The 26,292-nt window shown below is 55.4% G+C and carries 25 protein-coding genes and 2 pseudogenes; 10 read left to right on the top strand and 17 right to left on the bottom strand.

Annotated elements, in window-relative coordinates; genetic code table 11:
• Positions 1-867: 867 nt before the first annotated feature.
• The 4 genes from IHQ71_RS30615 to IHQ71_RS30600 form a co-directional block, all read right to left on the bottom strand.
• Positions 868-1,107, bottom strand: a complete 240-nt coding sequence (locus IHQ71_RS30615; protein WP_258163240.1) for a hypothetical protein — start codon at positions 1,105-1,107, stop codon at positions 868-870.
• A gap of 930 nt (positions 1,108-2,037) precedes the next feature.
• On the bottom strand, positions 2,038-2,442 hold the full coding sequence (locus IHQ71_RS30610) for a host attachment protein (protein WP_258163239.1): 405 nt from the start codon (positions 2,440-2,442) through the stop codon (positions 2,038-2,040).
• A 171-nt stretch (positions 2,443-2,613) separates the two neighbouring features.
• A complete protein-coding gene (locus IHQ71_RS30605) occupies positions 2,614-2,922 on the bottom strand; it encodes a hypothetical protein (RefSeq protein WP_258163481.1) in 309 nt (102 codons plus the stop codon).
• Positions 2,923-2,925: 3 nt separating this feature from the next.
• A complete protein-coding gene (locus IHQ71_RS30600; protein WP_258163480.1) occupies positions 2,926-3,237 on the bottom strand; it encodes a hypothetical protein in 312 nt (103 codons plus the stop codon).
• A 151-nt stretch (positions 3,238-3,388) separates the two neighbouring features.
• Between IHQ71_RS30600 and IHQ71_RS30595 the strand changes: the two are divergent.
• Positions 3,389-3,667: pseudogene (locus IHQ71_RS30595) on the top strand (transposase domain-containing protein); the annotation flags it as partial.
• Positions 3,668-3,855: 188 nt separating this feature from the next.
• Entirely contained in the window at positions 3,856-4,719 is an 864-nt protein-coding gene (locus tag IHQ71_RS30590) for a PRC-barrel domain-containing protein (protein WP_258163479.1), read from the top strand.
• A 108-nt stretch (positions 4,720-4,827) separates the two neighbouring features.
• On the opposite strand, the gene IHQ71_RS30585 is transcribed toward IHQ71_RS30590, so the two are convergent.
• Together IHQ71_RS30585 and IHQ71_RS30580 are read right to left on the bottom strand one after the other, a co-directional pair.
• The gene (locus IHQ71_RS30585; protein WP_258163478.1) at positions 4,828-5,103 is read right to left on the bottom strand and encodes a hypothetical protein; all 276 of its coding nucleotides are present in this window, start codon (positions 5,101-5,103) and stop codon (positions 4,828-4,830) included.
• A 131-nt stretch (positions 5,104-5,234) separates the two neighbouring features.
• Positions 5,235-7,160, bottom strand: a complete 1,926-nt coding sequence (locus IHQ71_RS30580; protein ID WP_258163477.1) for a PAS domain-containing sensor histidine kinase — start codon at positions 7,158-7,160, stop codon at positions 5,235-5,237.
• A gap of 241 nt (positions 7,161-7,401) precedes the next feature.
• On the opposite strand from IHQ71_RS30580, the gene IHQ71_RS30575 reads away from it, so the two are divergent.
• Together IHQ71_RS30575 and IHQ71_RS30570 are read left to right on the top strand one after the other, a co-directional pair.
• Entirely contained in the window at positions 7,402-8,826 is a 1,425-nt protein-coding gene (locus IHQ71_RS30575) for a diguanylate cyclase domain-containing protein (protein ID WP_258163476.1), read from the top strand.
• The gene (locus tag IHQ71_RS30570) at positions 8,760-10,454 is read left to right on the top strand and encodes a bifunctional diguanylate cyclase/phosphodiesterase (RefSeq protein ID WP_258163475.1); all 1,695 of its coding nucleotides are present in this window, start codon (positions 8,760-8,762) and stop codon (positions 10,452-10,454) included. Before IHQ71_RS30575 ends, IHQ71_RS30570 begins: the two co-directional genes overlap by 67 nt.
• 354 nt (positions 10,455-10,808) lie before the next feature.
• Here the strand turns inward: IHQ71_RS30570 and IHQ71_RS30565 are convergent, their stop codons facing one another.
• Positions 10,809-11,951: a sugar ABC transporter substrate-binding protein gene (locus IHQ71_RS30565; RefSeq protein ID WP_258163474.1), complete on the bottom strand. Its 1,143-nt coding sequence runs from the start codon at positions 11,949-11,951 to the stop codon at positions 10,809-10,811.
• A 180-nt stretch (positions 11,952-12,131) separates the two neighbouring features.
• Here IHQ71_RS30565 and IHQ71_RS30560 point away from each other — a divergent pair, with 180 nt between their 5' ends.
• Both IHQ71_RS30560 and IHQ71_RS30555 read left to right on the top strand, forming a co-directional pair.
• The gene (locus IHQ71_RS30560; RefSeq protein WP_258163473.1) at positions 12,132-13,733 is read left to right on the top strand and encodes an SLC13 family permease; all 1,602 of its coding nucleotides are present in this window, start codon (positions 12,132-12,134) and stop codon (positions 13,731-13,733) included.
• 12 nt (positions 13,734-13,745) lie between these two features.
• Positions 13,746-14,450, top strand: coding sequence for a DUF2270 domain-containing protein (locus IHQ71_RS30555; RefSeq protein ID WP_258163472.1), 705 nt, complete (start codon positions 13,746-13,748; stop codon positions 14,448-14,450).
• A gap of 288 nt (positions 14,451-14,738) precedes the next feature.
• On the opposite strand, the gene IHQ71_RS30550 is transcribed toward IHQ71_RS30555, so the two are convergent.
• Complete coding sequence (locus tag IHQ71_RS30550; RefSeq protein WP_258163471.1) at positions 14,739-14,882, bottom strand: DUF1127 domain-containing protein; 144 nt, start codon at positions 14,880-14,882, stop codon at positions 14,739-14,741.
• Positions 14,883-15,050: 168 nt separating this feature from the next.
• Entirely contained in the window at positions 15,051-16,022 is a 972-nt protein-coding gene (locus IHQ71_RS30545) for a 3'-5' exonuclease (RefSeq protein ID WP_258163470.1), read from the bottom strand.
• 225 nt (positions 16,023-16,247) lie between these two features.
• Between IHQ71_RS30545 and IHQ71_RS30540 the strand changes: the two genes are divergently transcribed.
• Positions 16,248-16,469 carry a hypothetical protein gene (locus tag IHQ71_RS30540; protein WP_258163469.1) on the top strand — a complete coding sequence of 74 codons (222 nt, stop codon included), beginning with the start codon at positions 16,248-16,250 and terminating at the stop codon, positions 16,467-16,469.
• A 177-nt stretch (positions 16,470-16,646) separates the two neighbouring features.
• Here the strand turns inward: IHQ71_RS30540 and ligD are convergent.
• From ligD to IHQ71_RS30520, 4 genes and pseudogenes are all read right to left on the bottom strand, one after another.
• A pseudogene (gene ligD, locus IHQ71_RS30535) lies at positions 16,647-17,712 on the bottom strand (non-homologous end-joining DNA ligase).
• Between the two features lie 60 nt (positions 17,713-17,772).
• Positions 17,773-18,207 (bottom strand): GFA family protein, encoded by a 435-nt coding sequence (locus IHQ71_RS30530; protein ID WP_258163468.1) that lies wholly within the window; start codon positions 18,205-18,207, stop codon positions 17,773-17,775.
• Positions 18,208-18,254: 47 nt separating this feature from the next.
• Complete coding sequence (locus IHQ71_RS30525; RefSeq protein ID WP_258163467.1) at positions 18,255-18,476, bottom strand: hypothetical protein; 222 nt, start codon at positions 18,474-18,476, stop codon at positions 18,255-18,257.
• A gap of 221 nt (positions 18,477-18,697) precedes the next feature.
• Positions 18,698-19,375 (bottom strand): hypothetical protein, encoded by a 678-nt coding sequence (locus IHQ71_RS30520; protein ID WP_258163466.1) that lies wholly within the window; start codon positions 19,373-19,375, stop codon positions 18,698-18,700.
• A gap of 351 nt (positions 19,376-19,726) precedes the next feature.
• Here IHQ71_RS30520 and IHQ71_RS30515 point away from each other — a divergent pair, with 351 nt between their 5' ends.
• Positions 19,727-20,971: a calcium-binding protein gene (locus IHQ71_RS30515; RefSeq protein ID WP_258163465.1), complete on the top strand. Its 1,245-nt coding sequence runs from the start codon at positions 19,727-19,729 to the stop codon at positions 20,969-20,971.
• 579 nt (positions 20,972-21,550) lie between these two features.
• Positions 21,551-22,006 (top strand): hypothetical protein, encoded by a 456-nt coding sequence (locus tag IHQ71_RS30510; protein WP_258163464.1) that lies wholly within the window; start codon positions 21,551-21,553, stop codon positions 22,004-22,006.
• Between the two features lie 169 nt (positions 22,007-22,175).
• Here IHQ71_RS30510 and IHQ71_RS30505 read toward each other — a convergent pair whose 3' ends face one another.
• Positions 22,176-23,156 carry a L,D-transpeptidase gene (locus IHQ71_RS30505; protein ID WP_258163463.1) on the bottom strand — a complete coding sequence of 327 codons (981 nt, stop codon included), beginning with the start codon at positions 23,154-23,156 and terminating at the stop codon, positions 22,176-22,178.
• A 355-nt stretch (positions 23,157-23,511) separates the two neighbouring features.
• Between IHQ71_RS30505 and IHQ71_RS30500 the strand changes: the two genes are divergently transcribed.
• The gene (locus IHQ71_RS30500; RefSeq protein WP_258163462.1) at positions 23,512-23,895 is read left to right on the top strand and encodes a response regulator; all 384 of its coding nucleotides are present in this window, start codon (positions 23,512-23,514) and stop codon (positions 23,893-23,895) included.
• Positions 23,896-23,977: 82 nt separating this feature from the next.
• Here IHQ71_RS30500 and IHQ71_RS30495 read toward each other — a convergent pair whose 3' ends face one another.
• The 3 genes from IHQ71_RS30495 to IHQ71_RS30485 form a co-directional block, all read right to left on the bottom strand.
• On the bottom strand, positions 23,978-24,583 hold the full coding sequence (locus tag IHQ71_RS30495) for a hypothetical protein (RefSeq protein WP_374990086.1): 606 nt from the start codon (positions 24,581-24,583) through the stop codon (positions 23,978-23,980).
• Positions 24,584-24,617: 34 nt separating this feature from the next.
• Complete coding sequence (locus IHQ71_RS30490) at positions 24,618-25,229, bottom strand: flavodoxin family protein (protein WP_258163490.1); 612 nt, start codon at positions 25,227-25,229, stop codon at positions 24,618-24,620.
• Between the two features lie 576 nt (positions 25,230-25,805).
• Positions 25,806-26,285, bottom strand: a complete 480-nt coding sequence (locus IHQ71_RS30485; RefSeq protein ID WP_258163460.1) for a DUF3833 domain-containing protein — start codon at positions 26,283-26,285, stop codon at positions 25,806-25,808.
• Positions 26,286-26,292: the final 7 nt, after the last annotated feature.

Below are 26,292 nucleotides of genomic sequence, written 5' to 3'. Positions count from 1 at the left end.
CTTCCGCGACAAGATATCGATGCCTGCGGCGAAAAACTGAAGGCGACATCCCAACCGACGTGCCAACAAAATAAAGATCCGGTCTCTACGACGCCGACTAGGGCTTGAGCATGGCGCGGTCCTTCGCGCCTTAACTGATTGGCCCGGGGTTGTTCCGATCCGCAAATGAAAACCCGATGCCTCGGGGCGAGGCATCGGGTCGCTGACTAGGGCATCCAGGGTAAGGATGCCGCTGTGATCATTCGGGGGGACGGATGTGACCACAGTTGCTCAAAGAACGGCCGAGATTTGGAATGGTTCCAAACAAACCTCCGAACAGTGCTGGTGAGGTCAGAATCATCGGTCAAACAAGATGACGGCGGCTGCGACGCAGATTGCTGAGAAGAGCCGTGCGCATATCGGTCGTAGCGCGGAAGAGGATGTTGTCGTAGGCGAAGGGCAGCTTGCAGCTCTTTGATAACGGGATGCACGGCTAAATACCTCTGGCTTCGAGGTACCCGCGACCTAGGCGCTCTCGCATCGGCAATCGGCAATCGGCAATCGGCAATCGGCAATCAGATGATCAGCGGGAGGCAAGGCGTCAAGCACGAGACGGGCCCTTGTGGTGCTCATCTAACCTTCTGAAGCAGGATGATCCGCCGGTCGTCAACTGGCGCAACATCATGCGAAAGGGGAAATGCGGTGATGTTTGCGCCATCTGGCGCGTGCTCAGCAAAATCGCCCCGTCACGGCCCCCTCCTCACAAGCCTTGAAGTACGCCTCAAATCAAATTCATAGGCACTGAGCTAAGGGGGAGCGCCTGTCTCATCGAGGAGCCTTCTGACTTTGATTTGCACGCCCTCAAACAGCGGACGGTCCGACCGTTGCTTAAATCGATGGTTTCATGTCGTGCCGCTTCGCTAAATTCAAGACTGCGTCGGTCAGCTCCTCTTCAGACCATCCCGCTTGGGTACCTTCGTCGGTGATTTCTGTGAGCACTCTGGCAAGATCAACGTAAGGGTTCGACGAGTTCACCGTCGCATACAAAAAGTGGCGCTCGATCGCGGATTGGCAATCTTCATTCCTCTCTGGGTAAGCCCCTGGATTTCGCGGCGGGTTGATGGACATGGGGTGCCTCCTTAGCGGTATTTGAAAAATGCATGGCCCAAGTCAAATTCCGAGGCGCAGCGCCATGTCAGTCCATGAAGGTAAAAAGCCCGGTCCAAAAAACGATTCACCAGCACAAGCGTGGCGGCGCCAGAACGCTCGGCGTTCGGGTAAGTTCCTATCATACCTATGACTGCTCAGTATGAGTGGCCACACGCCGTTCGCTGGCGAACAGAGTTGCGCCGACTTGATAGGTTCGCAGGCAACCCAGGCGAACAAAAGCACTTTCGCTCAATCGCCAGACGGCTACGCCAAGTCAAACAATGTCGAAAGCAAAAACTGTGGCCACTGTCAAAGTAAGCAATCTCGACGGCGGCCTTGTTGTTTGTGCGGTCGAGGCCCTACCGGAGGAAATTTCCGTGACTAAGCTGGTATCCTTATTCCGCTGGAGCCAGAATGTCTCATTGAGTCAGCCGACGCGGCCGGGCGCATCTTCTGTTAATGCTATTCTGAATTTTGTGCTTTAGCATTTGCATTCCCTATAGCTGAGCGGCTTGATCACTCAGTGGCCAACCGCCGAGAGGAACGCGATGCTCAGGATAATCTCAGTCACCGTGGTCGCCTGGATCGCCGCATCGTGTCAAAACAGTAGCCCATCCAAGACGGAATGGGTTCAGTCATACCCTGGTGATGCGTTCGAGATAGCGGATAGTCAGTGTAGAATGGCGGCACTGGCCCAGCAGCGAGGCCTGTACGCCCGCGGCACGCCTGACTTCGTCGCGGACGCGAGGCTCCGGAATGCCGTTCGCACGGAAAAGTCTTACAACCACTGCATGGACAGCAGTGGATGGACTCGTACGCCATGAAGCACACGCGCGCTTGAATCCCCGTCGCCGGACCCATACAACGGGTGCATCGATCCGGCCGGACGTGCGCTGCGTGCCGTAGAGATCAGGCTGCAGCAAGCGCCTTTTCGATATCCTGCACCGAATGGCCAGTCAGATCCTTATCCAGCTCGCCAATGAGAATGGCGGTTAAGGATTTGTGGTAGCTTTTGCGCATTTCACCCAATGTGCGGGGTGCCGCGATGATAACGAGACTCTTGATCTTCCCGTCAAGCACCTGCTTGTTCAACATGTCTGCCACGCCGATGCTGAAGCCGTCTTCGTTCTGCTGACTGTCATCGGGGTTCGCGGAACTACTGGCATGCCGTGCTCCGGATGAGATTTTTGAGCTATCCACCTCGGCGCTCGCCATCGCGGTGAGTTTCACGTTGGCTGCATCGCCTTTGTTCTGAAACAGGCTAAGCTTCTCGCCATCCGCGACGGCTATAATCGTATTCGAAGGAAGTTCCATATTCGATCTCCATGGATTCTATTGCGCATTCCACCAGTTTGATGGGTAGGTCTGCTTCGGAGGCTGCGATAATCCAGCCGATCCGGAGATGTTTCCACACGGCATGTGCGGCCACATGTTGAGCTACTCTCTGCCACTTTCGCTGGCGGATTGGACCCTAACGAGCCAGATCTAGTCGAAGTCCACCTGGATGCCGTTTCCGGGCTCAAGAAGCTCATCGTGAGCGATGGGGTATTGCCTATAGGTTTGTCCGGATGTCCTCTCAGACACGCGTTCCATTTGCTCTCTATGAGCACCGCCGATCCTTATAAGGCGAATTTGCTTACCGCTGCCCTCTGCTCCATCGATGACTCCGTCCAGCCAGTCCCAACTGGAAGCACTGGTGCCCGCCTGGCTCAGTTCAGCAACGCTTCCAGCAACTGCAGCCTGGCCTGCTTGCCTACCGAATTCGTGCCAATCGTCGTCGCTGGAATCTGCCATGGGTTAGTTAAACTTAAAATGCGCAGCCGCCGCGTGCACTTCAGCGCGCTTCGAATCAAAGGTGGCTCGTAAAACACGAATGTCTGCACTTAGTGCCGGCGCCGCGTCCTGTTCCTCCCAATAGAGCACCGTATCGTGGCAGACCGTGGTGGTTTCAAGAAGCCCTGGAACGCCCCTCCGAAACCAAGCATTAACGTTCGCGGCAACGCGTTCCACATTCCGCGAGAGTTCCACCAGATCGTTCGCTTCCAAGCCCCACATTGGAGGCGCGGCACCAAGTTTTAAGATCTGTTCATTGATGTCTGTGGTCCGCAATTTGTCCATCCATGATATGTAGGTATTAATCTCCAGAATTCAATCAGAAATATATATGAGTGCATCACCACTGCATTCACGGTCCAAGCCGTGGATGGCTTTGGTTAGGTGCCGCTGGGGGGCCATGGATCTTCGCCAGTTGCTCAAAGAGCGCCGTCTAGAGACCCGGCGGATGCCGATCGATAACAACATTGTGGAACACGACATCAGAGTTTTTGCCACCGGAAGAAAATCGTAGCTGTGCAGCGACACGGCCCAGGGAGCCAGGGCCAGCGCTGTGATTTACAGTCTGCTGCTGACTTGCAGTGCCTGTGGCGTCGACCCACTCACCTGGCTGCGCCACGTGCTTGCAGAGTTGCCACAGCGCGACGAAGATGCCGACATCGGCGACTTGCTACCGTTCAACGTCCCAAAAACCGTCACAGCATAACCAAGCACCGTCAACTTGCAGGGAAAATCGCGCCTACCTGGAGTCAGTGGAGGGGCTTCCCAAATCTTTCGATGCTTCTGCTTCGCCATCCCAAACTGGGGGCGGGCAGAACGGAACTGATGCTGAGGTGACTCGTTGAAGCGGCAATCCGGACATGCGTTCGGAGCAATTCAATCGAGGAAACAACCATGAAACGGATTTTTGCAACGACTGCACTCGTCATGATTATGGCTGCTGGCGCTTCGGCTGCCCAGATGGGTAGCTATCAGGCGCAGTCGCAGGACATCGAGGCATCAGATTTTATCGGTCTCACCATATATGCAACCGATAAAATGCCGGCCAACGACGCCAGCATTGCCGCCGGCGCCGAAAAGGACTGGGACAATGTCGGCGAAGTGAATGACGTCATTCTGGGCCGCGATGGCCAGATCAAAGCGGTCGTACTCGGCGTTGGCGGTTTTCTCGGTATCGGCGAGAAAGATGTTGCCGTGCCGATGCAGGATATCAAGTTCATCAAGAACGGCGAGGACGCCGATGATTTCTTTCTTGTGGTGAACGCCGATAAGGACGCGCTGACCGCCGCCCCGGCTTATGTTGCGCGTGAGGACAAGGCCGCGCAGCAGACCACGACTGACGCAAGCACGACCGCACCGGCTGATACCGAGACCAAGACGTCTTCGACCACCACTGACAACGCCACAACAACGATGGCCAATGACAACCGTACCCGGCTGGTTCGTCCGGAAGTAACACGTGAAGGTTACAAGGCGGCAGAGGTTGCTGAACTCACGGCCGACAAACTGAAGGGAGCGCGAGTGTACGGCCCCAACGATGAAGACGTTGGGGAAATCAACCGCCTCATCTTGAGCGATAGCGGACAGATCGAGCAGGTCGTCCTCGATGTCGGAGGCTTCCTAGGCATGGGCGAACACCAGATCGCCGTATCACTCGATGAGCTCAACATCGTTCGCACCAATGATGGCAGCGAATTCCGGGTTTACATCGACGCCAACCAAGCCAACCTCAAGGCGCAGCCAGAATACAAGGGTTGAAGGCTCGACAGTGTTTTAGCCAATGCGATCTCGCGGGGCAACCCGCGAGATTTTGCGGGTGAACAGCTGCGTGCTCGTCAATGCCTCGGATATCTGAACCCCAAGACATCATACCTTGTTGTAAGTAAAAGAGGTGAGAAGGGTGGTGACGAAATTGCTCGCCTTTTCCTTGACGAGAACTTCCGTCCACTCATTCGTTCCTCGGAGCATCAGCCCGGAATAAATGCTGTCTACGGCAGCTTCTTCAATACGCTTGATATGCGAATGGAACGAAGCCTCGTCTCCAGATTTGTAAAGATCCCGTACCACCACCCGCAATATTTCCTGAATGGCTATCTGCCAGGCAGTATTAATTGCCTGAAGTTCGTTAGAATTCACAGTCATTGATATCCTTTGATAACGGCTCGCATAGCGAGCGCATTGGTAACTCATTGAGTTACTTGTTGGGTTTGCCGGGCATTGCCCACGACAACGAATGCTTGGCCGTAGCATGGATTAACATGCCTCAGGCATCTCTAAATGCTTTTTATGGCTTTCGACACCGCTTCGGCCAACTGTTGCTCGGTGAAGGGCTTGGCCAGACGGGGGAGTTGAGCATCGGCGCCCGGGGGCAAGTCGGCGTACCCCGTTGCCAGGATTAACTGCGTTTTCGGCCACTTAACGCGGATTTGTGCCGCCAGCTCAGACCCTGTCATTTTTGGCATCGCGTGATCAGTGACGACCAATTGCACCTCCGATTCAGCCAGTATTCGCATCGCTTCGATTCCGGAATTTGCTTCAACTACATAATGGCCTAGATCCTGAAGCATCAACACCGTGTTCATCAGCACCAAGGGATCGTCATCTACTGCAAGGATGACGACACGGTCATCCGCTGATGAACTGGTGGCGGGTTTCTGATCCTCGACGGTTTGGGTAGCAGCGTCAGCAATGGGGAGCCAAAGCTCCGCCGTTGTCCCAACGTCTTTGACAGACTTGAGGACAAGTTTCCCGCCTGACTGCGCCATCAGGCCATGCACCATGGGTAATCCGAGGCCCGTGCCCTTTCCGACACCCTTCGTCGTGAAGAAGGGAGTCGTCGCCTTGGTGAGTGTCTCTTCTTCCATACCCTCCCCTTCATCGCGGATCCAAAGACAAACATATTGGCAGCCTTGCAGTTCAGCGTCATTCTCGCGGCCTTTGACGTGAACATCGGCGCCAATCGTCAGAAAACCGCCTCTGAGCATTGCATCCTTGGCATTCAGGGCCAGATTGAGCAGCGCGCTTTCAAGCTGGTTGGCATCTGTATGGACCAGAGGAAGGTGGGACGGAATTTTGTTTTCCAAAATGACCGAGGGCCCAAGTGTCCGCTGGAGAAGGTCGGTCATGCCGGTTACGATGCTCGGTATATCGACTGCGTGCACTGTCAGTTCCTGCTTACGGGAAAATGCCAGCATTCGTTGTGTCAACGACGCGCCTCGCTGTGTCGCCTGGAGGGCATTTGCGAGGAGAGGCGCGGTTCGGGAACTGTAGGGAAGTGTCTTCCTGAGTAGCTCAAGGCTTCCCTGAATGGCCATCAATAGATTGTTGAAGTCATGAGCTACCCCGCCGGTGAGTTGACCGACCGCCTCCATCTTCTGGGCCTGAAATAGCTCTTCCCGCGCGGTCTCCAACTGCCGCTCGGTTTCACGCTTTTGCGAAATGTCTCGCGTAATCTTTGCGAACCCTATGAGAGTACCGCTTTCATCACGGATGGCGTCTATGACGGCGTTAGCCCAGAATTTCGATCCGTCCTTTCGGATGCGCCAACCCTCGGACTCGAACCTGCCATCTTTTGCCGCCGTGTCCAGCGCCCTTTGCGGGAAGCCAGATTCTCGATCTTCGGACTGGAAAAAGCGGGAAAAATGTTCTCCAATTATCTCTTCGGCCGAATACATCTTGATCCGCTCGGCACCACCATTCCAGCTTGAGACATGGCCTTCGACATCCATCATGTAAATCGCGTAATCGGTTACCCCCTGAACCAGGAGTCGGAACTGCTGCTCGCTTTTTCTCAGTAGTTCCTGTGTGGCTTTCCGCTCGGAGAGATCCCGCGTTATTTTAGCAAATCCAATTAGCTTGCCACTCGTGGTGCGGATCGGATCTATGATGACATGGGCCCAAAAACGCGTGCCATCCTTCTTCACGCGCCACCCTTCGCCTTCAAACCGGCCTTCTTCAGCGGCGGTGCGTAGCGCTATTGCTGGCCGATCGTTGGCGCGGTCTTCAGGGAGATAGAATTCTGAGAAGTGCTTTCCGATAATCTCGCTCTCTGTATAGAGCTTGAACCGCTCGGCGCCCGGGTTCCAACTTGACACAATACCGTCGACGTCCAGCATGTAGATGGCATAGTCGGTTATAGAGTCGATCAATAGCCGATAACGCTCTTCCGCACTCCGCATTGAGCCGGTTTCTTCAATCATTTCATTTTTCCTTGCGCCCATCAGATATATAAATGCATTGGGACGCGGCCGGTTCCCTACAGCTAGCGGTTCTGACAGTGCCCGATCAATGACCAGCCGCCAGTATATCAACGGTATTGGAGAGGGGTCAGGTACATTTCGCACCTCCCGCGTGAGCTTCGAGCTTCTACAAGTAACGTTCAGTTCACCCCTTTCAGGCATGCTTTAGCATGCGTGAATATTGCGCTGGGGAGAAACCAAAATGATTGCCAAGAAGGCAGCCCATCTGGACTTTGACGCGCTACGCGAAGAGGTGGAACGGCTGGAAACGGCCTTGCAGGGAGCGGAGCAAGGCGTGTGGGATCACGATCTCGCCTCCGGAACGGTTCGCTACTCGGCCACATGGAAAACGCTTCGCGGCTATATGCCAGACGATGACGTGGACATTGTTGCCGGTCCGTGGATCGACCGCGTTCATCCAGATGACAGGAAGCGCATAGACGAAACTACCATGCGGCAGAACACGGGCGAACTCCAGGTCAACTCCTTTGAATACCGCGAGCGGCACCGTGATGGGCACTGGATCTGGATACTGAGCCGAGGCCGACCGATTGCGTGGCTGCCCGACGGACGGGTTGCGAGAATACTCGGCACCGACACCGACATCTCATCCTTGAAAGAAACTGAACTCGCTCTGGCCGAAGAGAAGGAGCGGCTGCTCGTGACGCTCAGATCAATCGGCGAGGGCCTTGTCTGCCTGGATTCTGGCGGATTGATCACCAGTTTCAACCAGTCGGCGGCCGAACTAACCGGCTGGTCAGCGGACGATGCGGTCGGCCGAAATCTTTCCGAGGTTCTTGATCTCCGCTCGGCGGCGGACATTCCAATCGCTCACTCGGTGGTGACCCACGCCAGGGCGCTGGAGAACGGTTCGACATTTTGGAAGGAAGCCGAGGTCGTCCAGCGCGATGGGTCGCGCAGGCGGGCACACTGTTCAATATCCCCGGTAATGATCAGAGGTCTGCTGACAGGTTTTGTAGCGGTTATCCGCGACACTACGGATGAACATGAGTACAAGGCGCGCCTGCACCATGCAGCAACGCACGATCCTCTGACAGGGCTGCCAAACAGGATCTTTTTCGAGGCCGCGATCGACCAAGCGGTAACCGCTGCGCGCCTTGAGGGCCGGGGGCATACGCTTTGCATGTTAGACCTCGACCATTTCAAAATGGTCAATGATGGCGCGGGGCATGCGGCGGGCGACAAGGTTCTCCAGGGAATTTCGCAAAGTCTCGTCGAGTGCTGCGGCACAGGCAACATTGTGGCGCGCCTTGGGGGAGATGAATTCGGGCTTTTGCTTGCCGATACCGACGGTCGCGCAGCTTACGACTTTTGCGACATCATTACGAAGTCAATTGGTGAACACGCCTTCCAATTTGGGCACTCAGTATTTCGCGTTGGCGTTAGCGTCGGTACAAAGTTCATCACGGGTGACGAGACCAGCGCTTCCAAGCTCATGTCGCTCGCCGACGAGGCGTGTTACCGGGCCAAAGCTGCTGGAAGGGACGATGGGCATCGGCCGATCAGACAACCTCGGGTCCAATTCAACCGTATGAGGTCATGTCCTCTATCCCTGCGGACAACGAGATCGCATCGAACTTTGCCCGCGCTACGCATCTCTCTCTGATTTCAATTAGCGGCGAAGGCCGCATTGAATTCGTGAACGCGTCAGCGTTGAAGCTATTTGGGTATTCCGACAATGAGATGCTCGGCCAGCCAATAACCATCATCATTCCGGAACGGATGCGCGGCGCTCATACCAGTGGACTTGCAAGGGTGGCGGCAGGTGAAAAGCCAAACCTGGGCGGCAAGACGGTCGAAGTCTCAGCAATCCGTAAAGATGGGACCGAGTTTCCAATCGAAATCACGCTTTCCATTTGGCATGACAAAGACAGAATTTTCGCAGGCGCTATCATCAAGGACATTTCCGAACGCCGGGATCGCGATAGCCGGCTGCTTCGTCTGGCTAGCCAGGATACGCTGACTGGTCTGCACAATCGCCACCGGTTTACCGATCTGCTGAAAGCCGAGTTTGCCGCCGGCCGGCCGGCCACGGTGATCCTGATGGATCTTGACGGTCTGAAGGACGTAAACGACACCCATGGCCACGGCGTCGGCGACTCGCTGCTTCAGGCGGTTGGTGTCAGGTTGCCCTATATGCTCAAACCTGGTTGCGAGGTAGCGCGCTTCGGCGGCGACGACTTCGCTATCCTGATCCCCGATCTGGGCGATCCGATCGTGGCGTCTCGTGAAGTGTCCGCGATCATGGAAGGGTTTTCGGCTCCATTCGACATTGGCGGTCACGTGCTGGACCTCAGCACAAGCATTGGCTACGCGATGTCTCCCGCCCACGGCGCTGACGAGGAGGAGTTGATCGCGAGCGCGGACTTCGCGCTTTATCGTGCGAAGGCCGCTGGAAAGCGAAGTATCCGGATATTCGAACCCTCAATGCGCAGTGACGATGTCGCCCGGCGGTCTCTGAGAGATGAACTGAACAGAGCGCTTCGGGACCAAGAACTGGTGATGCACTACCAGCCCCAGGTCTACCTCGATACTGGCGAGGTCTTCGGCTGTGAGGCGCTGATCAGATGGAACCACCCACAACGAGGTTTGCTGCTTCCCGGCGCTTTTCTGCCGGCGTTAAACCAAAGCGCGCTCGCCCTGGAGATCGGTTGGTGGACTCTCGACGAGGCATGCCGGCAGGTGGCATCCCTGACCTCGGCGGGGCATCCGATAAAGATGGGGGTTAACCTGTTTCCAGCGCAAATGCGGTCCCCGAACCTATGCCGCAAGGTCGCGGAGGTCATCGAAAAGTATGGTATCGATCCGGGGGATCTCGAACTTGAGGTCACAGAAAGCGTAGCCCTTCACGACGACGACAAATCTCTGGAAGCCATGACCGCCTTGCGCGCCATGGGCGTCGGAATTGCGTTCGACGACTTTGGAACTGGATATGCGTCGCTGAGTTCGCTCCAACGATACCCGCTGACGACGCTCAAGATCGACCGGGGTTTTGTTCATGACATCCAAACGCGTCCGCAAGATGCCGCGATCACGAAGGCGCTGATTACAATGAGCGGCGAGCTCGGGCTACTGACCATCGCCGAGGGGATCGAAACCGCGGAGCAAGAGACAGCCTTGCGGAAGTTTGGGTGCCCTGCAGCTCAGGGCTACCGCTTTGGCAGACCGATGTCTGGAAATGATTTTCAGAAGTTTCTAGAGCAGCATGAGACTCGCGCACATCGGAAGTCGTAAGTCCCAGCTACAACTGCGTGAGGAGGCCGCTGGGTGGTTTCCTATTTTCATGGGCCATCGGTATTTTCAGGAATATCCACAACCAATCTATCTCTTCAGGCGTCGGATCGACCCGTCCGATTCCCATGCGAATTCCCCGGTTTTCTGGAATAGGGCTCGAGTCCGAGAAATAGCTCATTGGCACGCTCGCCACCTCGGTAGACATACGACGCACCGATTGACATCTGTTTGCCTGATGTGGGTGCCCGAGGGACGCCTGACCCAGGGCTTTTGCTATTTGTCCGAGAGGGAGAGGTTCCAATAGGGAGGAGCGAGCGACTGATCAAGTTATCCGCCGAGGCTCATCGCACACAGTCAACGATCCGATGACCAAGGAAAATTCAAGAATCGATCCCGGGAGTCAAAACAGATGTTCCCATATTCCCTCAAATATTCCTTATGTTTTTCCGGGTCTGAGAAGACCGAAGCAGGATCTTTCAAGTCCGCTTCGTAGTCCGCCAAAATGTCTGGCGTGAGCACCTTAGGAAGGACGTCCATTGCCTGGGGAACACTCTTGCCTTCCAGCCAGTCTGCTGCGTAGTGGCCCAGAGCGTAACCAAAGACGGGCGAGGCTAGGCTAACGCTTACCTTATACGGGCTTTGGCTATCCTTTAATTCCGAAACTGCGGCGGGCTCGCCATCGATGCCACCTAGGAACTGACGCGTCGACGCAAGCCCTGCCTCTTTTAGCGCCTTCAGCGCGCCGAGAACGACTGTGTCTGCGCCGAGTACGACATCGATTTTAGGGTGAGCGAGTAGGATTAGCTTCATTGTCTCATAGCCGCCCTCCATATTAACGGTGGCGGGGGAGATGTCAGCAACGATGGTCACGCCGGGAAGCTTTCCGAGCACGTCTCGCATTGCCTTAAAGCGAGGGGACAAGAATTGGAGGCTGTCATGCGTCAACAGAACGACGTTGGCCTGTCCTCCCAGTTCGTGGACGATGTAGTCGGAGGCTGCCAATGCCAACCGCTCGCCTGTCAGGTATTGCGGTGCGTTAAGAATGGTGACGGCCGGCGGTGGCACCACGGTGCCGACATACGTTCCGGAAGTGATCGCGGCTTGAAGATGAGGTGCCAGCCCGATTGCATCCACCGGGGCCGCCACGAGGGCGCCTGTCTTCGATTTTACCGCTTTATCGACTCCCTCAGCCATTTTCGACGCATCATCGTTTGCCAGATCAACAGTGAAGCTCAGAGCGCGCGCCTTGGCCGCCTGTTCCAGCCCGAAGCGCACGCCTTGCATGAACTCCCTACTATTGTCCTGGAAGAAGATCAACTTCCGCGACAACCCGGCAGGTCTCGCGCAGGTTGGGGCCGAGGGATCGAATGCTGGCAGATTGACCGGCTCGGTGATGCCAGTCGCGATCTTTGTTTGCGCGAACGCTACATCCACACCGAGCTGAAGGACGGCAAACGGCAACAAAGCGATTATGGAATTATTGAATATGGTTTTCATCGTGCCTCCACGATGGATCTATGAATCAATTTGCGGGTTGCGACCAGTCTTAAAGTGTCACGCAGGGGCAAGCGGAAACGAAAGGCGCGCAGCCGTTCCGGGGGACTTGGAGATGTAGTCAATGGTCGCACCCATGCTCTTCGCCATGGCGGTCACGATTCTCGTGCCGACGCCGGTCCCTTGGCGGATGACATTGTTATCATCGTGGGCAGCGCCCTGGTCATCAGTGGTGCGATTTCGCGCTCGGGAATCACGGATGTCGCACTCCGTGGTTTGAAGCCAGAACGGCGAGGCCCCCGGACCCAGCTTCTCATCCTCGTAGCGGTCGTTGCCCTTCTATCGGCCTTCGTCAAGAATATCGGCGCCCTTGCAATTATGATTCCTGTCGCCATGCAGATGGCCCGAGCATCGAACGTGTCTCCGTCGATGTTCCTGATGCCGATGTCATTTGCTTCCTTGCTGGGTGGGCTGATGACGCAGATCGGCACCTCGCCAAATATCATCGTCTCACGAGTTCGCGAGGAGATCACCGGCGCGCCCTTCACCATGTTCGACTACACTCCGGCCATCGTCGGCCTCCTGTTCCTCGTATTCTGCTATAAGCTTCTTCCTGCGAGGAGCAGTGCTGACCGAGCGCTCCACGAAGCAGTGGCGATCAAGAACTACACGACGGAGGCGGCGGTTACCGAGCAAACGCTCGCCGCAGCAGGTTCGGTCGGCGCACTGCAAAAATTCGGCAGTGGAAATGCTATGATCATTGCCATCATCGGTGAAGGCGGCAACAAGCGCGCGCCCCTTCCAGACAATACACTGAAGCTAGGGGATGCTCTTCTGCTCGAAGGTGAGCAAGAAGCCCTCGACAAAATAGTGAGCCAGGGGAAGCTAAAGCTCAAAGCCCAGGGCGATGCCAAGCCCGCCAGTACGGCGGAGACCGGCGCTGTGGAAGCGATTGTCGGCGAGAATTCACGTCTGATCGGAAATAGTGCAAAAGACCTATATTTGCTTCACAATGCTGGCCTCAGCGTTCTGGCTCTGAGCCGGCGCGGTCAACGTTTCGTGGAGCGGCTCGGCGACATCAAGATCCGGAACGGCGATGTGCTGGTCCTTCAAGGCCATCTGAAAACGCTTCCGGACCTATTGCGGGAGTGGGATTGCTTGCCACTTGTCCAACGTGACGTGCGCCTTGGGAGCGTGCGAAACGGAATAGTGCCGATCGCCATTCTGGCTCTGGCAATGGCTGGCACAGCCTTTGGGGGAGTGCCGGTGGCAGCAGCATTCTTTGCTGCGGCATTCCTGATCGTCGTAACGGGTGCGATGCCACTGCGTGACGTCTATAGCTACCTGGATGCTCCCATCTTGATTATGCTCGCGGCCCTCATCCCGGTCAGTGATGCGTTGCGCACGACTGGAACAACCGATGTCATTGCTGGACTGCTATCAACCACCGCCGCTGTTCTGCCGCCCTACGGTGCTCTGGCCCTGATCCTGATTGCGGCGATGGCCGTCACGCCTTTCCTCAACAACGCGGCGACTGTGCTCGTCATGGCGCCGATTGCTGCTACTTTCGCTGACAAACTTGGTTTCGCGCCGGATGCCTTCCTGATGGCGGTCGCAATCGGCGCAGGATGTGATTTCCTCACGCCGATTGGGCACCAGTGCAATACACTGGTTATGGGCCCCGGTGGCTATCGCTTCGGGGATTACTGGCGCCTGGGCCTCCCCCTCTCTTTGCTTGTGATTGCCGTGGCGGTCCCTATGCTTTTGTTGGTTTGGTCAGTGTGAAGGAGAAGAGCCATGTCGGAACCCACCCCATTACCCGGCCCCAGCCTCCCGGACGCAACCCTGACCTCATCCGAATTCATAACGACGATGTCACATTTCCATCGCGCTGAGATCGCCCGTATGGCGGGGTGGCGCGATCGTCTCGACCGAACGACCAACTGGGCGCTTACGGTCGCGGCCGCCATGCTTTCGGTTTCGCTGTCAACGCCAAGCTCGCATCATGGGGTGCTCATATTCGCCATGCTGATTATTCTTGTGCTGCTGTGGATTGAGGCACGCCGCTATCGATTTTTCGACGTTTATCGAAGCCGCGTGCGGCAATTCGAGCGACACTACTTCGCGCAAATCTTCTCACCACAGCCGGATTTTGCGTCCAACTGGCTGCTCATTCTCGGCGAGACCCTCCGGTCACCTAAGTTCTTGATCACCAGGCGGATCGCTTTTGCCCGTCGCTTGCAAAGAAACTACATCCATATCTTGCTGATACTTCTGCTCGCCTGGATACTGAAAATCTCGACGCCCAAGCTGCAAGACGAGGGCTCTAATCGAGAATTCACCGCCTCGGTCCTGGAGGCAGTCAACAACGCTGCGCTTGGCCCGTTGCCGGGGTATGTCGTTTTTGGAATTGTGATTGCGCTCTACGCGGTTCTAATTGGCGTCGCCGTGGTTACAAAGGACGAGGAAGGCGAGCTTGCCATCGGAGACGTCCACGTTTGATGGGGGATTTTCGCGGAGCCGGTTTTTCCGTGTGTCATCGCTGACCGATTTCGCCTTGCCCAAGGAATCGCGCGTCGAGTAACCTATGCAACAAAACGGTGCAGGAGTCTTGCTGAACCGATCTCAACACGGCGCAAGCGGCTGGAAATCGCTCAAACGAAAAAGCCTGCCGCGGGAGGAGGTGCGGCAGGCTTCATAAAGTGGAATAGCGATCAGGGGAGGAGTATCGCTATTCCGACGAACGGCCCCTTTGGGAGGAGGAGTGAGCCGCTCGAACTTTGAATTCAATCAGAAGGCCGAGCCTCGAGCGATGCGACGGATATCGGCGCGGTCGATGCCAAGATCCTGGAGTTCGCGGCTCGACATGCGGCCGAGTTCGCTCACGGTCTGGCGAAACTTGACCCAGTTGGTGCAGGTGCGTGCAACGTTCATGATAGTCCCCTTTCGAGAGGATGTGACGCTTGCTACCGCTTGTTCAGTCCCGGCGTCGTTTCGATGACGTTGATATAGGTCGGGCAAGCCTCCCAAATAATGGATAAGATGGCACCTCAGGCATGCAGAAATTGCATGCCGTGCCGAAATCTTCTGAATGTGGTCTGCTCAGGCCTTGAACCGGTCGAATGCCGTCAGCCTGCGGATCGGTGGATCGGCATCCGGCCAACGGTAGATCTCGGCGCGGAGATAGAGCAGTTCGTCGTCCAGCAGCTCCTCGGCCAGTTCGACCCACCAGGATTTGGGCCGGCCGTCGCTGCCATCCGACCACCGGTAGCCCCGCGCCTTGAGGTGGTCCTTCATGTCGAAGGGACTGTTTTCGGCGAAGATGCGAACGCGGGACCGCTGGCTCGCCTGGTAGAGTTCGGCAAATGCTGTCTCGGGAATGCCTTCCGCCTCACGCGCCAGCACCTCGAGCAGTGCAAAACAGTCGTCCACCGCGCGATGACCATCGTGGAAATAGCCCGCCTGGCCGATGAGATATCCGAGTTTCGTGCCTTCAAAGCCGCGGGACGGCCATTGGATTTCGGAGTTCGAGCACGCCCAGGCTTTGTCGGCGAAGATCGGCGAGAAGGCCTCGCAAAATGGCCGATCGAAGCCGGCATTATGGGCAATGATTAGATCGGCCGGGTCGATGAGGTTTCGCAGCGCGGCGGTGTCGATGATCTGCCCCGCCACCATCTCGTCGGTGATTCCCGTGAGCTTTGTGATCTCGGCCGGTATCGGAATGCCGGGCTGCTGCAGTCCACCATAGAGGCCAGTGACATCGCCAATGTTGCCGGCGGCATCGAAGGTGAAGGCAATCGCACCAATCTCGATGACTTCATCCTTGCGATGATCAAGTCCTGTGGTCTCGGTGTCCAGGATCACGCCGCGCAACGGGAACTCCGGACGGATAAATTCGGCAACGGCTTTCGGCTCGAGCTTTCTCAGAATGCGGTATCGGCCTGTCTCTGTGAGATGCTGGACCATACCGGCCTCGGTCACCACAGGGGCATGTCGGATTGAAGTCGTGCCAAGACGGCGCTTTGGCGGCTGCTGGCCGTCTTCATCCAAAAACATATCGAACTGTAATGCCATTCAGCCGTACCCTGACGTCACCGGTCTCGTCGTACACCGGACTATTCAAACATCCTCATATCCAGATGTCCATGTGCACAGCCGGCAAGCGGAACGATGAAGGAGCTGATCGTGATCCAACCCGAAATAAATAAAAGCATGCCTCGCATGCATCCTTTGGCCACCCGACGCGTTGAGTCGGTCGATTAGCTTTGAGGCCGAGATTCAGGCAAGGGAGGATTGGTGATGACCGGCGACATACGCGATGCGCGCTTCTACCTCGTGAACGAAAGCACTCCTGCTGCGGATGCTGACCCGCTCGAATTCGAGGATGCCTTTGCCAAAGCGCAGGCATTGGCAGACGCCGGCTCGACTGTCCGTGTCCTCTATACCGAGGAAGCCTCGCAAATCGAGATCACGAGACTTGTGAGCCATGGCATTCCGACTGAGCTCGTCTCTGGAGCCTAAATGACGGTCTGGTAAAGACCGGGGTGACCGACATGTCTCTGACCAAGATTCACGCCAAATGAAAAGGGCGCTCGACCCTTTAGGGGGAGCGCCCTTGACCCGGACAGCTTCGAACATCCGAAAGTTCGGAAAGGAAGCCGTCAATACGGGTGATGGGCCTCATATAGCCGGCTGAGCTCAGCGATCAAGGGGCAGCGAATTGATCGAGAAGATTTCCCCAGTGTCTTCGATATCTCGCAGGCCTTTGAAGGAGGCATGGCGCAAACTGAGATCATCGGTCCAACCGCGATATTCGATCTCCGCCACGAGCTTCGGCTCGACCCAGACCATGTTCTTGCCCTTCGTCGAGACGACAGGTTTTGGCGTGCGAATGGCGTCGAGCTGCCGCCGAAGTGCGATCGCTTGCGTCCGCTTGAAGCCGGTGCCGACCCCACCGACATAGATCAAACCACCCTTTCGCTTGGCGGCGAGGAGGAGACTGGCAATCGCACCCGGGACTGCGGTCGACGGGTCATAGCCGACGATAACGAAGCTGTCGCTCTGGACGCATTTGATCTTGAGCCAGTCACCGGTACGGCCGGATCGGTAGGGGCGATCCTCGTGCTTGGCGATGATGCCTTCCAAACCCAACTCGCAGGCGTGCTTCAGAAGCTCATCGCCGTCGGCCTCGATTGTTTCCGACAGCCTGATTGCACCATCGTGGCCCTCGAGAAGATCCTGCAGCATCTCCCGGCGCTCGTGTTGGCCGAGCTTCGTCAGGTCATAGCCATCGAGATAAAGCAGATCGAAGGCATACAAGATCGCCTCACCGGCATTGCGCTTGCCGCCTCGGCCGCCGAGCGCCTTCTTGCAGCGCGGAGAAACTTGACCGGCCCCGCTCGTCCAGCACGACCGCCTCGCCATCGAGAATGAGCGTCCGCGGACTGAATTCCCGCGCGGCGGCCGCAATCCCCGCAAAGCGATCAGTCCAGTTGTGCCCGCCACGCGTGATAATACGGATGCCATTGAGCTCGACATGAATGGCGAGCCGATAGCCATCGAATTTGATCTCGTATTGCCATTCCTCGCCGGTAGGAACCTTGTCTGCCAGACGCGCGAGGCAAGGCTCGATCCTCGTTGGCATGGGATCGAATGGAAGACGGGCCTGACGCGTATCGGGTGGGAGGATCGGTCGCGAGACCAACGGAAGGTCGATATCGCGTTTGAGCGGTGCGGACTTCGGAGGTTTGGATCGCTTTGCCATGGCGCCATTGCGCCAGAGATTTCTTAAAATGCCGTCAGCGGGAGGACAGCGCACTTGAACTTACACTGCGATCAGTTCTCCCGTGCCGCCCAAGGTCGTTGGCACGTCCCGATATTTGGGCAAACCGTCCGCCATCGGCAGCACCGTCTCCTGATAGTTTACATGGAGCGCGGCTTGGAACGGCAGTGTCGGAATGATTGCTGCATAAACGTCTGTGACATTCCAGAGCGGATGCTCGGTCATAAGATGCCCGCCACATATCTTACACCATATGCGCTTGCTGTTGGCGGTCTTTTGATAGTCCACGAGAGTGTTCAAGCCCTTGACGATCGGAACCTTCTCAGGTGGCCAAAGCGTGAAGGCGTTTACTGGTCCCGCCGACCATGTTCGACACGAACTGCAATGACAAAAGCCCATGGCAGCCGGGTCCCCACTTACCTCAATCTCAACTGACCCGCAGAAGCACTTTCCGATATGGCTGCCATTCGCTGTCATGACTTCCTCCCCGGTGCTGGTCCCCTCAGATACCATCTAACACGGATTCAAACGGGCTTGGTGAATTTTTCCTTTGCCGCACTTTGGCATATGCGGGCGAGAATGCTTTCCACGATCATGCCTTGATGAAAAAAATGGAGAACATCAATTGCACACGCTTCTTCGTTTTCATCCGTTCGATCAAACCAATCTTGGCAAACGATGTTATTATAGACCCTCTGCACCATGGCCAATTCGTCTGCCGTCAAGACGTGATTTTGTATCGTCATAGCTTACCATTTCTCTCAAAGATCGTGGTTGGCTAGAGCAATTCAATATTATCGATTTCGAAAATACAAGCGTTTGATTTTCGGAATTCTAATTGGTTTCTGGCGCACTGCCGGAATGGCAAAGGTCCTTCGAAGCGAGCGATAACGCTCCCGATTTTTCATGACCGGGACCTTCGTTCTTTGCGGCCGCTTGTTGTATCTGCCATTGGACCAGAACGTCCTTATACGAAGTCGGTCACATCGATTTTCGTGGGATTGATGTTCAAGAGAGTGAGGGTGTCGCCGCCACCAAAGTCGATGATCGTGTTTTTTCCGGATTTGACGATTTCATCCACGTCGCCGAACGTCGCGGAAATCAAGTCTTGAAATCCGACACCGCCATCGGCATCGAAATCCCTGATCGTATCTTTTCCGTACCCGGCTGCGAATATGAACGTGTCGTTCCCTTGGCCGCCGCTTAGTATATCGCTCCCGGCTTTGCCATCTAAGGAATCGTCACCGCCACGTCCTAAAATTATATCGTTTCCTACGCTGGTTTGTATTGCGTCCTCAACGTTCGTGCCAATGCCCTTCAAGTTGCCCGAAAGGAGTCTTGGGTTCATATCAAATAGTTGCTCTGCAAATGTCGTTCCAGACAGGAACCTCGCATCAACCTTAAAGTCTTCAATAATATTAAATGTGTCGCCGTTCGCATCCACCACGGTAATCTTTTCCAAAATCCCGCTTTCAAAAATGCCGTGCGAATAATCGAGCTTCTCTCCTTCAAAAATTACCTTGTCGCCGCTGGTCTTATCGATAAAAACCGCTTTGGTTTTCCTCCCGGTAGCAAGATATACGTCATCCGTATCCATATCGCCGGTGTACATGGATTCAAAAAGTCTAACCGTGACGCGTGCCATCGTTTTACTCCCTCAGTGTCATCTGTTCCCTTATCCATGGCTTCGGTGCCTCGCATGGGCAATCGAGCTAGAAAGTATTTGCAAATTTATGTTTCAGTGCAACGTCTTGACCGTTGTAACCGCTGTAAAACGGACGTTTGCATCAACTGGCGACTAATACACGGCCTTAGACGGCGCCTCGACGCCGTACGAACGGCGAAAGAGACCGCTCAGATATCCTTTTCGGGCGGCAAGTGTCGCTTTAGTTCCCCAAGGAACATCCATGTCTTTCTGATTGGGTAATGTCCGTTTCAGTTTGGCGTCACTTCCGCCAAGGACCGAAACAAAAAACTCAAAAAGTGGGAACATCCAATGGCAACGCACACACAGTCTACCGATCTTGAAAACACGTGGGTCATCAATACCAGTGATGAAAAATGGGTTTTGGCAGAAGGCGCTGATATCACAAGCGGAGCCAACTCCGCCATCTTTGTTGATCATGCTTTCACCGGCAACACCATTGTCGTTAAGGGTGACATAGAAGTTTCAAATCCTCTGAAGATCATCGAGGTTCTCGCTGACGATACTGTTCTGAAGATCGCCAAGGGGTCTGTCGTAGAGTCGATGGCGTCCAACGCTGGACTCTATGCAACCGGTGCCAATTTCAAGTTTCACAATGGCGGTGAAATCAGCGGAAAACTGTCAGGGGTTTATGTCGATGATGGCGCACTTGTTCATAACACCGGGACGATCAAGGGCGGGGATGCGGTCTATTCACCCGGCGACAGCGTGACGGTTCTGAATTACGGCAAGATACAAGGACAGGATTCCGGCGTAGTAGTTATGGCGACCGATGCACTCGTTGTGAACGCCGACAACTCTAAGATCAGCGGTGGCGATTTCGGCATCGAATTGACGGACGATGGTAACGGCACGATATCAAATCGTGGCCTGATCAAAGGTGACACCGCAATCTCTGACATGGGCGGCAATGTCACCGTCTATAATCGTGGAATCATCGATGGCTTCGTACAGCTTGGAGCTGGACAAGATATTTTTGATACCCGTCACGGGACTCTGAAGGGCAAAGTCGATGGTGGATCGGCCGCTGATACCTACCTGATTTCGAGTGCGAATATCGATATCGCCGAACAGCAAGACAACGGCATGGACTTGGTCAAATCCACAGTCAGCTACACGCTCGCTGAAAATTTGGAAAACCTTCGGCTACTTGGCAAGGGTGATACGAATGGAAGCGGAAATGAAGGCAATAACTCCATCACCGGCAACAAGGGTGACAATGTCCTGAAAGGCAAAGATGGAGATGACTATTTGGCGGGCGGCAAGGGAGATGATCTGATGATCGGGGGTGCAAATGCCGACATCTTCGAATTCAATGCCCACACCCAACACGACACGATCAAGGACTTTGAAGACGGCTTGGACGTGATCTTCTCCGATTTCGTCACCAACGAAACGGAATTCGGAAACCTATTCGATCATCACCTGAAGGTGCAAGGCGATGATCTGTTGATCACATACGGCAAAGATACCCTACTGATCAAAAACATGGAAAAGTCCGATCTTTCATTCGATGATTTCTTCACCGGAATTTGAGGGTCAGTCGGACTCAAATGCAAAACCCGCCCAAGCTTTCGCAAGGGCGGGTCCGGCTATTCCCATTCGGGAAACCACCAATGTGGTGGGGTGTATGCGATGTAAGTTATTATACACATGCGCAACTCCGCCACGTGCGGCATTTTGACTCCTAGACCGCCTTCGGAACCTCCAATTAATTGATCGTCCGTTGTCCAGCGTCACCTTTGGGTCAGAGATCCTTTCGGCAATCGTCGTGTGTGGCAAAGGGATCGCCACCGGCGGGGGTGTGACGCTTGGTGTTTTTGGTCGATCCACAGGCAAGCGCTATCGGAAACACGATCGGCAGCTTACCGACCGAACAGCCACCCGAGAAACCCATTAAAGAACATCGGTCACGATGCTTACTCCTCTGCCGCCCTAACGAACCTGTATAACAAGACCTATTTTGACATTGGTCCTTTCGACGAAGACCGAATGGAGGCCTATCACGAAACGCACCTGTTTCTTTTAGCGTTCGAATTCGATCTCAACGAGCCTGCCTTCTAGGACGATATCGGTGGTGAAGATCAAGTCCGCGGCATCAAGTTCGCGGGGGTGATGAATGCCTTCGATCTGGCAATCGACAAAGTGATGACTGACATAAAGATGTGCCAGGAGGATGGAAACCTACCTTGGGGTTTGCAGGAAGAACATCTCGAAGACGCGGACTTGACCCCCTATAGCATCGCTTTCCTGACGAAAAAACACCGGCACTTCGATCGTGGCGCCCCCGTAGGGCTGGGCAACTTCGACACCCTCATGCTTGTGCTGTGCCGCCAGCTCTTCTTCCGTTTTTTGATCGCTACGTTCGTATTCGGAGTGACAACTTTTGGAAATATACTCACCTACACAGATGGCTCGGTCGCAGTGACAATGAAGGTCACTCCCTATCATCGCTCATTTGGTCCCTTAACGGAGTTGATCGGCACCAAGGTGGCGTCGATGGATGTGTCAGATTTGGCTCCGATATTTGCCCGATGCCGATCCTCTCATGGAAGTTCCCTCCCGCCTTGAATTCTTCACAGAGTTTTACGGTTGGCAAGAACGAATGCACGGTGCGTCCGAAGAGCATGACGGGGCATCTCTATAATGTTCGAAGGAAGCGCTCCCGGGCGCTTCCTATCGTCCGACTCTAGACAACCCGCCCTTGCTGCCCGTCGATTTTGGATAGCAAGATCAGCCGCTAGTCGATGAATTTGACGACAACCCCCGGCTTAACCATGTCTGCCAGCTCCTCGACATCCCAATTGGTCAAACGAACACATCCATGCGACCCGACTTTGTCGATGAGTTCCGGCTCGGGTGTTCCATGGATACCGTAGGTGGGTTCCGTCAAATCGATCCAAACCGTGCCAACCGGACCATTAGGGCCACCTGGCAATTCTAATGTTTTCTTATTGTCGCCCTGTTGGAAATTGACCTTAGGATTGTAGGAATAAACTGGCATGCGTGAGACACCCTTCACCTTGTGGGTACCTTTGGGGGAAGGGGAGTCTTCACTGCCGATGGTGGCGGGATACACGCTGAGCAGCGATCCATCCTCCGCCAACGCGAACGCTTCTCCAGATCTTCTGCGAATTTCGATCCGTTTGACCGTACCGGACTTTGCCGCGCCGGGCATAGCCACTTCGATCTTTTCGCCTGGGGTAAAGGCAGCGGAGGGATTGAGCGCCTTAAGCAGGCCCACATCCATGTGAAACCGTTCAGCGAGTTTTTCCTCGACGCTGGTATAGGCCAGGTGCTCCATTTTGGCCTGCTCCGCGTAATCTTTTGGAATGCGCTCAACCAAATCTTTGGCGTCATCTGCCGTGATTGTATACGGTTGAATGACAGGCATTTGGTCCTCGAGCCTATCCAGCACCTGCTTGTCCAGCTTCCCATCGACCGGCATATGCTGCATTGCCTCGAACCCGGCGACAGCCTTGTTGAGGTTTTCGCCGAAGTATCCGTCGATAACTCCTGGCGAAGCACCAGCTCGATCGAGCAGGACCTGAAGATGGACAATGGCGGGATCAGGCTCGGAGGGTGTTGCATTTGGCGCTTCACCTGGCAAGGCGGCAATATCGGCACCGTTGACAGCTTGCGCGTCGAACGAAGCTGCGAAAGCCGGACTGCAGAGAGTCAGAGCTGTCGAAAGGGCTAGGTGGCGGATCGTGTTTCTCATCACCGTAGAAGTTTGTGCAGCTCAAGTTGTTCCCTTCGGCTCGTCAAGTGCAACTGGTTGGCACCCGCCTCGCAGTGTCCGTTGGACGCAATGACAAGCTTACAGCCATGTCGCTTTTGCTTAAGACTGGATCGGCACTCATGATAAGTCCGTTAATGTCGAGCTTCTGGTCGACAGGTAAGAGTTCCTCTGCGGCTTCGAACCTGGCGATTAATTCTCTCCGGGGCCAGCTCAACCGCCATAGCCAATCGGGTGCTTTGCATTTTATTAACATTGTTAGCAAAGACTGTCGGCCACGCATCGGTTGGAAACGGTCGAGGTGAGTTGCCCCTCTATCGAGCGACAGGCGATCACGATGTCATCTAAACTCACAGTACTCGTCGTCGAGGACGAGCCCCTGATCCGGCTCGCGCTTGTGTCCGCCCTCGAGGACGAAGACTACGCCGTAGTCGAGGCCCGAACAGTCCTTCAAGCGATTGCCATGCTAGCCAAGTACGATGTCCATGCTGTGGTAACCGATGTCGACATGCCCGGAGGACTTTCCGGTCTAGACTTGGTGGACATGGTCGCAGGATTTTCCCGAACGATGGGAATCATAGTCACGTCCGGTCGGGCGATACCTCCTGAAAATGCCTTACCTGCAGGCGTCATTTTCCTTTCCAAGCCCTACGCGTTGGAGACCGTCGTAGCCGAACTTGCAAGCCAACTTCGCACGCGCCCCGCCGCCATGGCTCGGTGATAGATATCGCCGAAAGAAGGGATTGCACGTGATCTCAGCGGCCGGGCGACCTGCACTTCGCCCGATGAGCACTGGCCGCAAGCTAGCGGAGGAGCCCGTCCCGCCCGAAATCGTCCCATCCGGCCAGTTTCGAGGAAGCATCCTCAGGGCCCCGTTCCGACTTGAGCTTAGCTTTGCCTGCCTTCTTGGACGCATGCGAGAGCTTCGCGTGATATGCGGCCCGACGCCTATTCTCCAACCTGGTAGCGACGTCTTCCTCACGCCATTCATCGACGGTGCCGCTGTTGAGCAGATCTTCTACAACCCTCGGCTCGAAAACGTGCAACGTGATCTGCCTTGCGCGACCTCGCCATCTGACTGTTCGAGTGCCGGCACTGGGCAGGCGGCCGTCTTCCAACCAGCGCCGCCGCTCGGTTGTCGAGATCGTCAAGATGTCCTCAATCTCGCGAGGGATGACCGGCAGGCTTTCTATATTCTCAAGGGAGTGCGCAATGATGAGCGCGGTCGAGCGAAACTCATCGTCGGATCCATCGGGCATTGCGAGAGTTAAAATATTACCACTGACATCTAGCGACTTCCGCGTTGCCAAGGACAGGTGAGCGCGCAGTTCCAGTAAGATGCCCTTCGCGCGCACCGACGATCCCAACGTGGAGGCAGGGTGAGAGCGTCCAGGTTTCCGTGAAAGCAGCGGCTACTTGCCTCTTGTTCCTCGCCATGAACGTTTATTCGCCCGGGTATTCCTGGTCCTTCAGGAGTTGAGCCAGATGCGCCGTATTCCTTGCCAACATGCTAATGGATTTCGTGACAACGTCCGGCACCTCGGGCAAGTCTACAAAATTCACAGAGCTCATCGCTTCGCCAACCCAGTAGGCGACTGCATTGGCAGGAATCGTAAAGCCAACATCGTTGAGCGCTTGATAAAGCTCAGCCGAAACATGGTGAGCGCCATCCTCGTTTCCGACGACGGCGACGCACGCGACGATTCCGTAGGACACCATGCGCCCCTGCTTGTCGGTTTCCTCAAGGAAAGCATCCATTCGCTCGAGCACGCGTTTGCAAACGCTTGATGGCTGGCCAAGCCAGATAGGAGTGCCCAGAATGAGGATGTCGGATTTGAGAAGTTTTTCCCGAAGTGGCGGCCAGTCGTCGCCTTCGCCCTCATCAGATGTCACGCCGGGTTTGATGTTGTACTCGGCAAGCCGCACCAACTCAGTCTCCACGTCGAACTTCTTCAGCTCTTCTTGAATGAGCGTCAACACCCGGTCAGTGGAAGAAGGCTCTTCCGAGCTGGCGGCTTTAAGAGTAGCGTTGAATGCGACAGCTTTTAGAGGCATGAGATCTCCAATTCCCGACGAGCAATCCATTCGAACGGCCAAGCGAGCTTCCGGTTCCGCCTTCCAAAAAGACACATCGAGCGCCGCGTTCTTCGAATTCACGGGAACGAAATAACCTAAGGGCAAGCATCGCTTCACGCTGGCAGATCATTCGATGAAGGTAATTGCCGGACTCTGACGGAAGGCGACGGCGACCAACCACCATCCTTCGCGATGTTGACAACTGCCCCGGTCCGGACTGCTCGAAGCGATTTGGCAGAGGGGAGTGATCAATATTGGAAATACGAACGCTCGCGGTACGCAGTTAGGCGCATGCCTAAGGAGGCCAGCTGATGAGCGACGATGCCCAGGCCGGGCACATTCGCTGGACAAGCTGGCAACGCCCGCATCGCCAAAGATGTTCGCCTTTCATTCCGCGAATTTCTTAGCAGGTGGCCCATGGCAACTTCGCGTTAACAAGGCACCCCTTACCCTGCATCTCGTACCCTGCATCTCGCCTTGATCCCGAAATCAGGATATTAGGTAGCGGCCGCTTGGATACGATCGGGCGGCCGTTCCTAATCCGGTTGGCAATATTCAACTTAGCTTCTGATAAAAACCCGAAAGTCGGGCCACTTCGATTCCAAGCTTTGTGATCGACGCCGAAACGCATAGGATTTTGGGCTCAATGAGCCAGAACCAATCATCGAAGCCAAAACCAGAGATGCTTCCGTCCTTATCGGGGACGTTTCTCGAGTACCGCCAGTGGAAGGCGTTGCCCCGCTGTTGTCCGGTGGCGCTTCCTTCGATTGACTTCTCGAACCCTTCGTATTCCTCCTCAGATTTTTTGACGATGGACCAGCTAAGCGGATCGTGATGTCCATCATCGAATTTGTAGAACTCAGTCATCTTTAGCGTGTTGGTAGCCCCCTCCCAATGCGATTGCGCGTCGATGCGGAACGAGTTCTGGAAATTGCCGAAACGGCTGACTGTGAAGCCCCAGCCCTTGAGCGTGCCAGCGAAGAACTCCTCGAGACGAAGCCTCAGTCCCTTGTCCTCGAAATCCCTAATATCCAAGATCGTC

Origin of the sequence: Rhizobium sp. TH2 (genome assembly GCF_024707525.1) — a bacterium.
Taxonomy (GTDB): domain Bacteria; phylum Pseudomonadota; class Alphaproteobacteria; order Rhizobiales; family Rhizobiaceae; genus Rhizobium_E.
Note: the sequence above shows the minus strand (reverse complement) of the source record. Positions and strands in the feature narration are given on the sequence as shown.